Annotated in this window: 12 protein-coding genes; 2 read left to right on the forward strand and 10 right to left on the reverse strand. The window is 71.8% G+C overall.

Features of this window, described 5'->3' with window-relative positions; genetic code table 11:
- The first annotated feature begins 2 nt into the window (after window positions 1-2).
- Window positions 3-908, forward strand: a complete 906-nt coding sequence (locus ACFVQ0_RS05175; RefSeq protein WP_390084688.1) for a geranyl diphosphate 2-C-methyltransferase — start codon at window positions 3-5, stop codon at window positions 906-908.
- 52 nt (window positions 909-960) lie between these two features.
- On the opposite strand, the gene ACFVQ0_RS05180 is transcribed toward ACFVQ0_RS05175, so the two are convergent.
- From ACFVQ0_RS05180 to ACFVQ0_RS05200, 5 genes are all read right to left on the reverse strand, one after another.
- Window positions 961-1,557: a hypothetical protein gene (locus ACFVQ0_RS05180; RefSeq protein WP_390084690.1), complete on the reverse strand. Its 597-nt coding sequence runs from the start codon at window positions 1,555-1,557 to the stop codon at window positions 961-963.
- Window positions 1,558-1,571: 14 nt separating this feature from the next.
- Complete coding sequence (locus ACFVQ0_RS05185) at window positions 1,572-2,735, reverse strand: ROK family glucokinase (protein WP_311302332.1); 1,164 nt, start codon at window positions 2,733-2,735, stop codon at window positions 1,572-1,574.
- 124 nt (window positions 2,736-2,859) lie between these two features.
- Window positions 2,860-3,723, reverse strand: a complete 864-nt coding sequence (locus ACFVQ0_RS05190) for an ATP-binding cassette domain-containing protein (RefSeq protein ID WP_390084692.1) — start codon at window positions 3,721-3,723, stop codon at window positions 2,860-2,862.
- On the reverse strand, window positions 3,720-4,772 hold the full coding sequence (locus ACFVQ0_RS05195; RefSeq protein ID WP_073735102.1) for an ABC transporter permease: 1,053 nt from the start codon (window positions 4,770-4,772) through the stop codon (window positions 3,720-3,722). Before ACFVQ0_RS05195 ends, ACFVQ0_RS05190 begins: the two co-directional genes overlap by 4 nt.
- Window positions 4,769-5,752, reverse strand: coding sequence for a sugar ABC transporter substrate-binding protein (locus ACFVQ0_RS05200; RefSeq protein ID WP_390084694.1), 984 nt, complete (start codon window positions 5,750-5,752; stop codon window positions 4,769-4,771). Before ACFVQ0_RS05200 ends, ACFVQ0_RS05195 begins: the two co-directional genes overlap by 4 nt.
- Before the next feature lie 301 nt (window positions 5,753-6,053).
- Between ACFVQ0_RS05200 and ACFVQ0_RS05205 the strand changes: the two genes are divergently transcribed.
- On the forward strand, window positions 6,054-7,058 hold the full coding sequence (locus tag ACFVQ0_RS05205; RefSeq protein WP_390084696.1) for a Gfo/Idh/MocA family oxidoreductase: 1,005 nt from the start codon (window positions 6,054-6,056) through the stop codon (window positions 7,056-7,058).
- 45 nt (window positions 7,059-7,103) lie between these two features.
- Here the strand turns inward: ACFVQ0_RS05205 and ACFVQ0_RS05210 are convergent, their stop codons facing one another.
- The 5 genes from ACFVQ0_RS05210 to ACFVQ0_RS05230 all read right to left on the reverse strand — a co-directional run bounded on the left by ACFVQ0_RS05210 (window position 7,104) and on the right by ACFVQ0_RS05230 (window position 11,970).
- Entirely contained in the window at window positions 7,104-8,300 is a 1,197-nt protein-coding gene (locus ACFVQ0_RS05210) for a cytochrome P450 (RefSeq protein ID WP_390084698.1), read from the reverse strand.
- A gap of 11 nt (window positions 8,301-8,311) precedes the next feature.
- Window positions 8,312-8,731, reverse strand: a complete 420-nt coding sequence (locus ACFVQ0_RS05215) for a PaaI family thioesterase (protein WP_390084700.1) — start codon at window positions 8,729-8,731, stop codon at window positions 8,312-8,314.
- A 40-nt stretch (window positions 8,732-8,771) separates the two neighbouring features.
- The gene (locus ACFVQ0_RS05220; protein WP_390084702.1) at window positions 8,772-9,950 is read right to left on the reverse strand and encodes a cytochrome P450; all 1,179 of its coding nucleotides are present in this window, start codon (window positions 9,948-9,950) and stop codon (window positions 8,772-8,774) included.
- Between the two features lie 86 nt (window positions 9,951-10,036).
- On the reverse strand, window positions 10,037-10,756 hold the full coding sequence (locus ACFVQ0_RS05225; RefSeq protein ID WP_390084704.1) for a response regulator: 720 nt from the start codon (window positions 10,754-10,756) through the stop codon (window positions 10,037-10,039).
- On the reverse strand, window positions 10,753-11,970 hold the full coding sequence (locus tag ACFVQ0_RS05230; RefSeq protein ID WP_390084706.1) for a sensor histidine kinase: 1,218 nt from the start codon (window positions 11,968-11,970) through the stop codon (window positions 10,753-10,755). The genes ACFVQ0_RS05225 and ACFVQ0_RS05230 overlap by 4 nt, the downstream gene beginning before the upstream one ends.
- Window positions 11,971-12,054: the final 84 nt, after the last annotated feature.

Genomic DNA, 12,054 nt, shown 5'->3' on the forward strand with positions numbered 1-12,054 from the left:
CCGTGACCAACGCCGAACTCACCGCCACCGCCGGCTCCACCCGCGCGTCCGCCTCCGCCCCGGTGCGCATCCCCAGCCCCGCGACCCCGTACCAGGGAGACATCGCGCGCTACTGGGACGGCGAGGCCAGGCCCGTGAACCTGCGCCTGGGCGATGTCGACGGGCTCTACCACCACCACTACGGCATCGGTGAGATCGACACCGCCGCACTCGCCGCCGCCGGGGACGGCGCGGGCGAGAAGGCGCTGATCTCCGAACTGCACCGGCTGGAGTCGGCGCAGGCCGAATACCTCCTGGGCCACCTCGGCGACATCGGGCCTGAGGACACCCTGCTGGACGCCGGCTGCGGCCGGGGCGGCTCGATGGTGATGGCGCACCAGCGCTTCGGGTGCAAGGTCGAAGGGGTCACGCTCTCCACCAAGCAGGCCGAATTCGCCAACGGCCGGGCCCGCGAGCTCGGCCTTCAGGACCACGTCCGGGCGCGTGTCTGCAACATGCTCGCCACCCCGTTCGAGACCGGGTCCGCGGCGGCCTCGTGGAACAACGAGTCGAGCATGTACGTCGACCTCCACGACCTGTTCGCGGAGCACTCCCGCGTCCTGGAGGTCGGCGGCCGCTACGTGACCATCACCGGCTGCTGGAACCCCCGGTACGGCCAGCCCTCGAAGTGGGTCTCGCAGATCAACGCGCACTTCGAGTGCAACATCCACTCGCGCCGGGAGTACCTGCGCGCCATGGCCGACAACCGGCTGGTGCCGCAGACCATCATCGACCTGACCCCCGACACCCTGCCCTACTGGGAGCTGCGGGCCACGTCCTCGCTGGTGACGGGGATCGAGGACGCGTTCATCAACTCCTACAAGGACGGCTCTTTCCAGTACCTCCTGATCGCGGCGGACCGCGTCTGACCTCGCGCAGCGCACCCCTCGGCGCCCCCGTCGGCCGCGGCCGGCGGGGGTGTCAGGGAGTGGCCGCGGACACGACGTACACGACAGGGGCCATCGGGTCGGTCATGTCGACGGTGATGTCCTGGGTGGGGCGCGGGTCCTTGTTGGTGTGGGTGGTTCCCGACCACGCGACACCCTTGCCGAAGTACCAGCCCGCGACCTTCGTGTCGCGGGCGCCGACGGTGACCTTGCCCTCGGTCAGGGCCGCCCGGCCGGTGCCGACGTTGGTCAGGAACCGGTCGAGGCCGTTGGACGACGTGCGGAACTGCACGTACATCCGGCTGGCCTTCCAGTTGTTCGTCTCGTAGTACTCGACCTCCTGCGCGTCCCAGGGGATGGGCACCTCGAAGATCCGGCGCAGCATCCGGGACGGCCAGCCCTCGCGCAGACCCTGCGCGGCGGCCTCCGCGGCCTTGTCCTGGCCGGAGCGGCGGCTCTGGCTCGCGGAGATCAGCAGGTAGCCGGCCGGGATGCCGATGAGCAGCACGATGATGGTCGCCGTGATCAGGCGCCGGCGGATCGTTCTGCGCCGGTCCTCCGGCAGCCGCCCGTCGCCCGGTTCGGGCGGCGGGGACTGACGCGGCACGACGGGGTGCTCGGCTGCGTTCATCGCTCTGGGGGTCCCTAGGAAGTGCGGGTGTTGCGGGTGTTACGGATGGTGCTCGCCGCCTGGTCGTAGATCTGCGCGTACCGCTCGTACCGCTCGACGCGGCGGCGGTTGGTGCGGCGGAATCTGCGGGCCACCAGTCTGGCGAGGTCGGCGGCGCCGACCATACCCGCCTCCGGGCCGAGCTGCGCTTTCGCGATGCGCGCCTCCGGGCGGTAGCCGCGGCCGGTGAGGTGGCGTTTGAAGGCGTCCCTGGCCGGTCCGATCAACAGGTCGTCGGCGGCGCTGACGCCGCCTCCGATGACGAAGCAGGAGGGGTCGAGCGCGGCGGCCAGGTTGGCGATGCCGACGCCGAGCCACTGGCCGATGTCCTGGAGGAGTTCGATGCACATCGCATCGCCCTCGCGGGCCAGTTCGGTGATGAGCGGTCCGGTGATCTCGGGGACGTTGCCCTTGACCCGTTCGATGATTCCGTGGGCGACCGGGGAGTCCGCCGCGGCCAGTTCCCTGGCCTCCCGGACGAGTGCGTTCCCGGAGCTGTACTGCTCCCAGCAGCCTCGGTTGCCGCAGGGGCAGCGGTGGCCGCCGGGCACCACCTGCATGTGGCCGAACTCACCCGCTACGCCGTATTTGCCGCGCTTGACCTGACCGTCCTCCAGGATCGCGCCGCCGATGCCGGTGCCGAGCGTGATCATGACGAGGTGGTCCTCGCCGCGGCCCGCGCCGAAGCGCCATTCGGCCCAGGCGGCGGTGTTGGCGTCGTTGTCGACCATCACCGGGACGACCAGCCGGGAGGCGATGGCGTCGCGCAGCGGTTCGTCGCGCCAGGCGAGGTGCGGGGCGAACAGCACCTTGGACCGGTCCGCGTCGACCCAGCCGGCCGCGCCGATGCCCACCGCGTGCACGTCGTGCCGGTCGGAGAGGTCCAGGACCAGCTCGACGATGGTGTCCTCGACGACCTTGGGGCTCTTCGACTTGTCCGGAGTCTCGGTGCGCAGGGTCTCCAGGATGTTGCCGTCGGCGTCGACGACGCCGGCCATCACCTTCGTCCCCCCGATGTCGATGCCGACGGTGGGGACCCGCGGCGCGGTGAGGTGCGAGCGCCGCTCCCGGGTGCCGACGGTCCGCAGGACGGTGGCGCGGGCGGAGCCGCGGTGCGTGAAGTCGCGGTACGTGCTCATCGTCCCTGGGGGGTCGGGGTGGCCGGGTTCGTACTGATTCCGGCGGCGGGCGGCGCCCGTCGGCCCCGATTCTGCCATTGCCGGAGGAACGGGGCTGCCGGACGGGCTCGGCGGCCCGGCCGGACTACGGGGTGTCGTGCTTCGTCACGGGGCCGCCCGGCAGGTCGGGCCCGGGGGTCCGCTCCAGCTCGTGGCTGAGCTCCTCCAGCTCGCTGCCGCCCGCCATCTGGCGGGTGAGCTCGTCCAGCGTGATGCTGCCCCGGCTGTGACTGCCGGCCATCGCGCCCCGCTTGAGCAGCACGAAGCGGTCACCGACGAGGTAGGCGTGGTGCGGGTTGTGCGTGATGAGAACCACGCCCAGTCCGGCGTCCCTGGCGGCGGCGACGTACTTGAGGACGACGCCGGACTGCTTGACGCCGAGCGCCGCGGTCGGCTCGTCCAGGACGAGCACCTTGGCGCCGAAGTGGACGGCCCGCGCGATGGCCACGCACTGGCGCTCGCCGCCGGACAGGGTGCCGATGGGCTGGTCGACGTCGCGCAGGTCGATGCCCATCCGCAGCAGCGCGGAGCGGGTCGTCTCGCGCATCAGCCGGACGTCGAGGCGCTTGAAGGGGCCCACGCCGGTCGTCGGCTCGGAGCCGAGGAAGAAGTTCCGCCAGACCGGCATCAGGGGGACGACGGCGAGGTCCTGGTAGACCGTGGCGATGCCCCGGTCCAGGGCGTCGCGCGGGTTGGCGAGGGTGGTCTCCTCGCCGTCCACGAGAAAGCTTCCGGCGTCGTGCCGGTGCAGCCCCGCGATGATCTTGATGAGGGTGGACTTGCCGGCGCCGTTGTCGCCGAGGACGCAGGAGATCTCGCCCGCGTGCACCTCCAGCGAGACGTCCTCCAGCGCCTTGATGTTGCCGTAGTACTTACTGACGTGGTCGAGCTCGACCAGCGCCCGCGGCTCGGTGTCCTTAGGCACGTCCGGTGCCTTGGGGGCCGTCATTTCGTCGCCTCCGCGCGCTTGCGTACCCATGCGTTGAGCAGGGTGGCCAGGAGCAGCATCGCTCCGAGGAAGAATTTGAACCAGTCCGGGTTCCACTCCGCGTACACGATGCCCTTGCTGGTCATGCCGAAGATGAAGGCGCCGACCGCGGAGCCGATCGCGGAGCCGTAGCCGCCGGTGATCAGGCAGCCGCCGATGACCGCCGCGATGATGTAGATCAGCTCGTTGCCGACACCTTCGCCGGACTGCACCACGTCATAGCTGAACAGCAGGTGCTGTCCGGAGACCCAGGCGGCGAAGGCGACGCCGAGGTAGAGCCCGATCTTCGTCCGGATCACCGGGACGCCGACCGCGCGGGCCGCGTCGGCGCCGCCGCCGACCGCGTAGATCCAGTTCCCGAAGCGGGTGCGGAGCAGGATCCAGGTGGCGACGGCGACGAGGACCGCCCACCACAGGATGGTCACCTTGAGCTCGACGCCGCCGACGGTCCAGTAGGAGGCGAAGAGCTTACGGGCGGAGGGGAAGCCCTCCATGTTGCCGATGGTCTTCGTCGAGACGGTTTTGCTGATCAGTTTGGTGAAGCCCAGGTTCAGACCGGTCAGCATCAGGAACGTACCGAGCGTGATGATGAAGCTCGGCAGTTTGGTACGGGTCAGCATGAAGCCGTTGAAGGCGCCGATGGCGAGCGTGACCAGCAGCGACACGAAGACGCCGACCCAGACGTTCGCCGTCATCTGGTAGCTGAACATCGACGAGATCAGCGCGGAGCTGGTGACCATCACCCCCGCCGAGAGGTCGAACTCGCCGCCGATCATCAGCAGCGCCACCGGAGCGGCCATGATCCCGATGGTGGAGGCCGCGTACAGCACCGTGCCGAAGCTGGTGGCGCGCAGGAAGCTGTCGGCGACGATCGCGAAGAAGAGGAAGACGGCCAGCGCGCCGACGACAGAGCCCAGCTCCGGTCGGCCGAGCAGCTTGCGCAGCGGTGAGGTGCGCAGCAGCCGCTCGTCCGTCCCGGCGGGCGACGAGGATCCGGAGGCCGCGGTCATCGGGTTCCCCGGTCCGCGTACTCGGCGAGCTGGGCGGCGTCGGCGGAGGTGATGACCTGGGGGCCGGTGAGGACCGGGCGGCCGCCGCCGAGCACGTTGCGGTTGTAGCGGTAGAGCCAGAGCAGGTCGACGGCCTCGTACCCCTGGAGGTAGGGCTGCTGGTCGACGGCGAAGCCGAGGGTCTTGGCCTTGAGCTCGGCGGCGACCTTGGCGTTCAGGTCGAAGGTGTCGATCTCGGCCTTGCTGCCCGCGGTCTGCTTCGCCTTGACGGCGGCGTCCGCGAACGGCGCGCCGAGGGTGACGACCGCGTCGATGTCCTTGTCGGCCTGGAGCTTCGCCTCGATGGACGCCTGGACGTCCGGCATGTTGGTGCCCTCGACGTACAGGTTCTGGATCTGGCCGTCGAAGGCCTTCTTCGTTCCGGCGCAGCGCTGCTCGTGGCCCACGTTGCCCTGCTCGTGCAGGATGCACAGGGCCTTCTTGCGGCCGCGCTTGTTGAGCTCCTCGCCGACGGCCTCGCCGGCGATGGACTCGTCCTGGCCGATGTGGGTGAGCGCGCCGAACCGCTTGGACTCCGCGACGCCCGAGTTGACCGTGATCACCGGGATACCGGCCTTGGTCGCCTTGGCGACGACGTCCTTCATGGCGTCGGGCTTGGCGAGCGTGACGATCAGCCCGTCGACCTTCTTGTCGATGGCGGCCTGGACCAGCTGGGCCTGCTGCTGCGCCTCGTCGTTGTGCGAGTACAGGAAGTTGATGTTGTCCTTGCCCGCCGCCATCTTGGCGCCCTTCTGGACGATGTCCCAGAAGGTGTCGCCGTCGCCCGAGTGGGTGACCATGGCGAAGGTCCAGCGGGGCGTGTTCACCGCGGACCGGCCCTCGGCGGCGGACCGCGCCGCCCGCTCCTCCGCCCGCTTGCCGCCGGTGCTGCTGCATCCCATGAGGGAAGCCCCGAGCACCGCCGCAAGCACGGCGCCCATCGCACGTACCCCTGTCCGAACCCTTGCCACGACTGCGTGCCCTTCTCGTGCTGCTCGTTGTGCTGCCGGCGGAGCCGGGGCCCGTACGGTCCCGGTCCGGCTGGGCAAGTATCCCCGAGAAGCCGGGAAGCCTCCGACACCGTACGGAAGTCATGGGGCGCTGTCACCGTACGGGGCGGCGGGAATCGAAGGAGTGAGGCGGGGAGCCCGGCCGGGCGGGCGCGGGCCGCGCCCCGACACTTGGCCGACTTTGTCAGGACATACAGTTGACAGCGTTGCCGGTGACCGGCACGTTGGGTCCATGCGCATCGGACTCATCGGCACCGGCCGGATCGGCTCCTTCCACGCGGGCGTGCTGTCCCGCCACCCCTCGGTGGACGCCCTGGTGGTGACGGACACGGACCCGGCCCGCGCGGCGGAGGTCGCGCGCCGGACCGGGGCGGTCACCGCCGGGTCCGCCGCGGAGGTGTTCGGCGCGGGCGTGGACGCCGTGGTGATCGCCTCGGCCACCGCGGCGCACGCCGAGCTGATCGGCCGGGCCGCCCGCGCCGGGGTGCCCGCGTTCTGCGAGAAGCCCGTCGCCCTCGACCTGGCCGGCACGCTGGCCGCGCTGCGCGAGACGCGGGAGGCCGGGAGCGTGCTCCAGCTCGGCTTCATGCGACGGTTCGACGCGGGGTACCTGGCGGCGCGCTCGGCCGTGCGCGGCGGGGAGCTCGGCCGGCTGCACACCGTGCGGACGGTGACCTCCGACCCGGCGCCGCCGCCCGCGGCCTACCTGCCGCTCTCCGGCGGGCTGTACCGGGACTGCCTGATCCACGACTTCGACATGGTGCGCTGGGTCACGGGCCGCGAGGTGGTCCGGGTGTACGCCACCGGCTCGGACGCCGGACCCGCGATGTTCCGCGAGGCCGGTGACGTGGACACCGCGGCGGCGCTGCTGACCCTCGACGACGGCACCCTCGTCACATCGACGGCGACCCGCTGCAACGGCGCCGGGTACGACGTGCGGATGGAGCTCGCCGGGGAGCTGGACCAGCTCGCGGTCGGCCTGGACGACCGCACCCCGCTGACCTCGGCGGAACCGCAGGGCCCCGCCGCCCCGGCCAAGCCCTGGCCGGGGTTCCTGGAACGCTTCGCCCCGGCGTACGAGGCCGAGCTGGACGCCTTCGTCCGGCTGGTGCGGGGCGAGGCGGCCAATCCGTGCGACGGGCGGGAGGCCCTGCACGCGCTGCGGATCGCGGAGGCGTGCGAGGTCTCGCGCCGGGAGCACCGGCCGGTGGAGCTGGCGGAGATCCCCGGAGCCTGAGCGCGACCGGGGCCCGAGCGGTCGTCGGAGACGGCCCGCCCGCCCTCACCACCGGACCGGCAGCGCCTCCGGTCCCCTGATGAGCATCCCCGTCCGCCAGGTCAGCGTGTCCGGGTCGGCGTCGAGCGCCAGCTCCGGGCAGCGCTCCAGCAGCGATCCGACCGCCACCGCCGCCTCGATACGGGCCAGCGGCGCGCCCAGGCAGTAGTGGATGCCGTGGCCGAAGGCGAGGTGCCCCCGGGCGTCCCTGGTGATGTCGAATCGGTCCGCGTCCGGGTAGCGGTCCGGGTCGCGGTTGGCATCGGCCGTCGCGATCAGGACCAGCTCGCCGCCGCCCGGGACGACCGTGCCGCCGATGTCGACCGGGCCGGTCGTGAAGCGGTACGTGGGGGTCTCGATCGGGCCCGCGTACCGCAGCATCTCCTCCACCGCGTTGTCGATCAGGCCGGGATCCGCCCGCAGCGCTTCGAGCTGTTCCGGGTGGGTGAGCAGGGCGAGCACCCCGTTGGAGATGAGGCTCACCGTGGTCTCGTGGCCGGCCACGAGCAACAGCCAGGCCATGCCGATCAGTTCGTCGGCCGAGAGCCGGTCGCCGTCCTCGTCGGCCGTGTGGATCAGCGCGCTGATCAGGTCGTCGCCGGGCTGTTCGCGCTTGTCGTCGAGGAGCCCGGCCAGATAGCGGGACGTGTCGGCGGTCGCCGCGCTGCGGGCCGCCGCGTCGATGGAGGACACCGCGGTGTTGGACCACGCCCGGAAGGCCCGGCGGTCCAGGGAGGGGACGCCGAGCAGTTCACAGATGACGGACATCGGGAGCGGGAACGCCAGCGACTCGACGAGGTCGGTGCGGCGGCCGGGCAGGGCCAGCATCGTGTCGAGCAGCTCGTCGGTCATCCGCCGCACACGCGGCAGGAGTCGCTGCATGCGGCGGGGCGTGAACTCCCGGGCGACCAGCTTGCGCAGCCGGGTGTGCACGGGTGCGTCCGTACTGAGCATGGACGTCCCGGAGGAGACCTTGCTCACGCCGAGGTCGGGCGAGGCCAGGGCCCACCGCTTGGAGAGCCGCTGGTCCGCGAGGGCGGCCCGGCCCTCCTCGTACCCGACGACGAGCCAGGCGGGCGCGCCCTCCGGGATGCGGACCCGGTGGACGGGGCCACGGGCCCGCAGCTCCGCGTACACGCTGTACGGGTCGCGGGTGAACCTGTCCCCCATCGCTCCGAGGTCGACTGCCTCTTCCGTGGTCAAGCAGGGCTCCTTCAGGACGACGCGGCATTCAGCACGGTGCCCTGGGCGACCGCGCACAGGGTTTCTGCCCCGCTCGCGTCCACGGTGAACAGATCGCAGCGCGCCACCGCCTGGCGGCGGCCGGAATGGACGACGAAGGCGCGGGCGACGAGTCCGCCGCCGGTGGCGGGCCGCAGGTACTGGATCGAGAATCCGCCGGTCAGCACGGCCGGGCCGAGGGTCGTTCCGGCGGCGAAGGTGAGCGCGTTGTCGGCGGCGTACGCGAGCACCCCGCCGTGCAGGAACCCGTTCTGCTGCTGGAGTTCGGCACGGCCGTCGATCTCCAGCGTGGCCCCGCCGTCCCCGAACGCGGTGATCCGCGCGCCGACGAGCCCGCTGAACGGCTGGCTGTCGAGCACCTTCCGGGCCATCTCCAGGTCCAGTCCGGTCATGACGGTTCCTCTCTGTCCGCTGTCCTTCGGCGAGTCTGCCTCACCAGCGCACGGGCAGCTTGCGTGTCCCCCTGATCAGCATGCCGGGCAGCCAGTCCGGTTCGCCGGCGTCCGGATCGAGCCGGAGTCCGGGGCAGCGCTCCAGCAGCGCCCGCACCGCGATGCGGCCCTCCATCCGGGCCAGCGGCGCGCCCAGGCAGAAGTGCGTCCCGTGTCCGAAGGCCAGGTGCCCCTGCGCGTCGCGGCGGATGTCGAAGCGGTCGGGTTCCGGGTAGCGGGCGGGGTCGCGGTCGGCGCCCGCGAGGGCGACCAGGACCGAATCGCCCTCCGCGACGGTGGCCGAGCCGATGGCCACGGTCTCCCGGGCGAACCGGAAGGTGGCGGCCTCCACCGGCCCGTCATAGCGGAGCATCTCCTCGACCGCCCCGTCGATCAGCCCGAAGTCGGCCCGCAGTGCCGCCAGTTGCTCAGGGTGTTCGAGCAGCGCCCGCACCCCGTTGGAGATCAGGTTGACGGTCGTCTCATGGCCCGCGACGAGCAACAGGAAGGCCATGCCGACCAGTTCGTCGGGCGACAGCGCGTCCTCGTCCTCGTACCGGGCGGCGATCAGCGCGCTCAGCAGGTCCTCGCCCGGCGAGCGGCGCTTGTTCTCGATCAGTTCGGCGAGGTAGCCGCCCATGGCGCGGACCGCGTCGCCCTCCTCCGCCGCGCCCGCCGGGGAGACCACGCCGTTGGACAGCAGCCGGAAGGCGTCCCGGTCCAGATCGGGCACACCGATGAGTTCGCAGATGACGGTGATGGGCAGCGGGAAGGCGAAGGCGTCGACGAGATCCGCCCGGCCGGCGGGCACCATCGCGTCGAGCAGTCCGTCGGTGATCTGCCGCACGCGGGGCCGCAGCGCCTCGATCCGGCGGGCGGTGAACTCCCGCGCGACCAGCTTGCGCAGCCGGGTGTGGTCGGGTGCGTCCATCTCCAGCATGTTGGCGTTGATCGGGTCGCCCGTGCCCGTCTGGCCGGGCAGCGTCCGCCAGTCCTTGCCGAACCGCTGGTCGGCCAGGACCGACCGCCCCTCGTCGTACCCGACGACGAGCCACACCCGGTCGAACTCGTCCGTCCGGACGGAGTGCACCGGACCCGCGGCACGCATCTTCTCGTAGTACGGGTAAGGATTCGCGGTGAAGTCCGCGACCCCGCGCAGATCTACGTCGACATCGGACATGGGCCCACCCTCCCGGTCTGATCGGTCCGGCCGCGAGGGACCGGCCGGATCAGCGTATGCCGCCGGGTCGGGGAGTGACGGAGAGTTCAGGACAGCTCCGGGCCGTCGCCGTCGTCGAGCAGACCCGCATCGTGGACCAGCAGGGCGATCTGGACCCGGTTGTTGAAGTCGAACTTGGCCAGAATCCGTGACACCTGGGTCTTCACGGTGGCCACGCTCAGATAGAGGGCCGCGGCGATCTCCGCGTTGGAACGGCCGTGCCCGACGGCGATGGCCACCTCGCGTTCCCGGTCGGCGAGCGAGGCGAGCCGTCGGCGGGCCCCCTGCGCGCGGTCGGCCTTCTCCTCCCCACCGGAGCCCGCGGCGCGGGCCATCAGCTGCCGGGTCACCGCGGGCGACAGGACCGGGTCACCGGCCGCCACGCGGCGCACCGAGTCGACGATCTGTCCGGGCGGGGTGTCCTTGAGTACGAAGCCGGCCGCTCCGGCACGGATCGCGCGCAGCACCTGTTCGTCGGCGTGGAAGGTGGTCAGGACGATGACCTCGGGTGCGTCCGGGCGGCCGCGCAGCGCCTCGGTGGCGGTCAGCCCGTCCATGACCGGCATCCGGATGTCCATCAGGACGACGTCCGGGCGGAGCCGCTCGACGAGCCCGGGCGCCTCGCTGCCGTCGGCGCCCTCCCCCACGATGTCGATGTCCTCGGCGCCGCCGAGCATCAGGGCGAGCCCGGCCCGTACGAGCGGGTCGTCGTCGACGATGAGGAGCCGGACGGGGCGGTCGGCGGGGGCGGGAGTCGGGGTGGTCATGACGGCCACGGTAGCCAAGCCCGGACCCCGAACCCGCCGCCAGGTTCGGGACCGTGGTCGAGTCGGCCACCGGCGAGGGTGGCCCGTTCGGTCAGCCCGATGAGCCCCTGTCCGGAGCCGGGCACCTGCTCGAAGGGTTCGGTGGGGGCCGGGTTGCGCACCTCGACGGTGATGCCCTGGCCTGGGCCGCCGCTGACCCTGACGGTGACCTCGGTGCCCGGTGCGTGCTTGCGGGCGTTGGTCAGGCCCTCCTGGGCGATGCGGTAGACGGTGCGGCCGGTGGCGGCGGGCGCCGCGTCCGGGTCCGCCAGGCCGTTGTCGAGGGCCACCTTCATCCCGGCCAGGCGGGATTCGGCGACCAGTGCGTCGAGCGTGGCGAGGGTGGGCTGCGGCCGGTCGCCCTCGCTGTCCCGGGGGCTGCGCAGCACCCCGATGATCTCGCGGAGGTCCTGGAGCGCCTCGTGCGCGCTGTCCCGGATGACCCCGGCGGCGCGGGCCACCTCGGCGGGGGGCGCGTCGGGCCGGAACTCCAGGGCTCCGGCGTGTACGGAGAGCAGGGTCAGCCGGTGGGCGAGGACATCGTGCATCTCCCGGGCGATGTCCTCGCGGGCCAGCCGCTGCGCCTGTTCCGCGCGCAGTCCGGCCTCGGTCTCGGCGCGCCGGGCCCGCTCGCGCAGGGTGACGACGAGCTGGCGTCTGGAACGTACGACCATGCCCCAGCTGAGCACCAGCAGGATCAGCAGCACGCCGATGATCGTGGACGCGATGAACGAGGTGGTCGGGTCCGGGCGCAGGTAGGGCTGGAGCGGGGCGACGGCCAGGGCTCCCGCGCCGACGAAGGCGACGGGGCGGAACGGCCGGTGCACGGCCACGCTGAACAGGGACACCAGCAGCGCCCCGGCCGCGACGGGCTCCACGATGGAGAGCACCGTCAACGCCACCGCGAGGCCGACCGGCCACCGCCGCCGGACCCACAGGGCGCAGCAGGCGGCGGCGCCGACCAGCGAGTCCACGAAGACGACGCCCTCGGATGTGGTGGGGTCCGCCTCGATCGTCGCGATGGTCGCCAGTCCGATGCCCGCCGCGCAGAGGAACGCCGTGAGGTCGACGATCCAGTCGCGCACGGTCCGGCGGGAACGGGCGCCTCTGTCACCGGGCAGCTCGGGGTCGGCCATCGCCGAGGGCAGCAGCCAGGGGTACTCCGTGCGCGTCATATCGACAAAGCTACGCAGTGGAATCGAAGCTTCCGGCGGTTCGGGGCCGGGAGGCGACCAAAGTCGCGGAAGGGAAGACTTTCG

Source organism: Streptomyces sp. NPDC057900 (assembly GCF_042887885.1).
Taxonomy (GTDB): Bacteria; Actinomycetota; Actinomycetes; order Streptomycetales; family Streptomycetaceae; genus Streptomyces.

Coding starts and splice junctions, on each gene's coding strand:
- ACFVQ0_RS05215 (WP_390084700.1), bottom strand. CDS start 8,731: ATGACCGGACTGGACCTGGAGATGGCCCGGAAGGTGCTCGACAGCCAG.
- ACFVQ0_RS05225 (WP_390084704.1), bottom strand. CDS start 10,756: ATGACCACCCCGACTCCCGCCCCCGCCGACCGCCCCGTCCGGCTCCTC.
- ACFVQ0_RS05220 (WP_390084702.1), bottom strand. CDS start 9,950: ATGTCCGATGTCGACGTAGATCTGCGCGGGGTCGCGGACTTCACCGCG.
- ACFVQ0_RS05180 (WP_390084690.1), bottom strand. CDS start 1,557: ATGAACGCAGCCGAGCACCCCGTCGTGCCGCGTCAGTCCCCGCCGCCC.
- ACFVQ0_RS05195 (WP_073735102.1), bottom strand. CDS start 4,772: ATGACCGCGGCCTCCGGATCCTCGTCGCCCGCCGGGACGGACGAGCGG.
- ACFVQ0_RS05185 (WP_311302332.1), bottom strand. CDS start 2,735: ATGAGCACGTACCGCGACTTCACGCACCGCGGCTCCGCCCGCGCCACC.
- ACFVQ0_RS05200 (WP_390084694.1), bottom strand. CDS start 5,752: ATGGGCGCCGTGCTTGCGGCGGTGCTCGGGGCTTCCCTCATGGGATGC.
- ACFVQ0_RS05190 (WP_390084692.1), bottom strand. CDS start 3,723: ATGACGGCCCCCAAGGCACCGGACGTGCCTAAGGACACCGAGCCGCGG.
- ACFVQ0_RS05230 (WP_390084706.1), bottom strand. CDS start 11,970: ATGACGCGCACGGAGTACCCCTGGCTGCTGCCCTCGGCGATGGCCGAC.
- ACFVQ0_RS05205 (WP_390084696.1), top strand. CDS start 6,054: ATGCGCATCGGACTCATCGGCACCGGCCGGATCGGCTCCTTCCACGCG.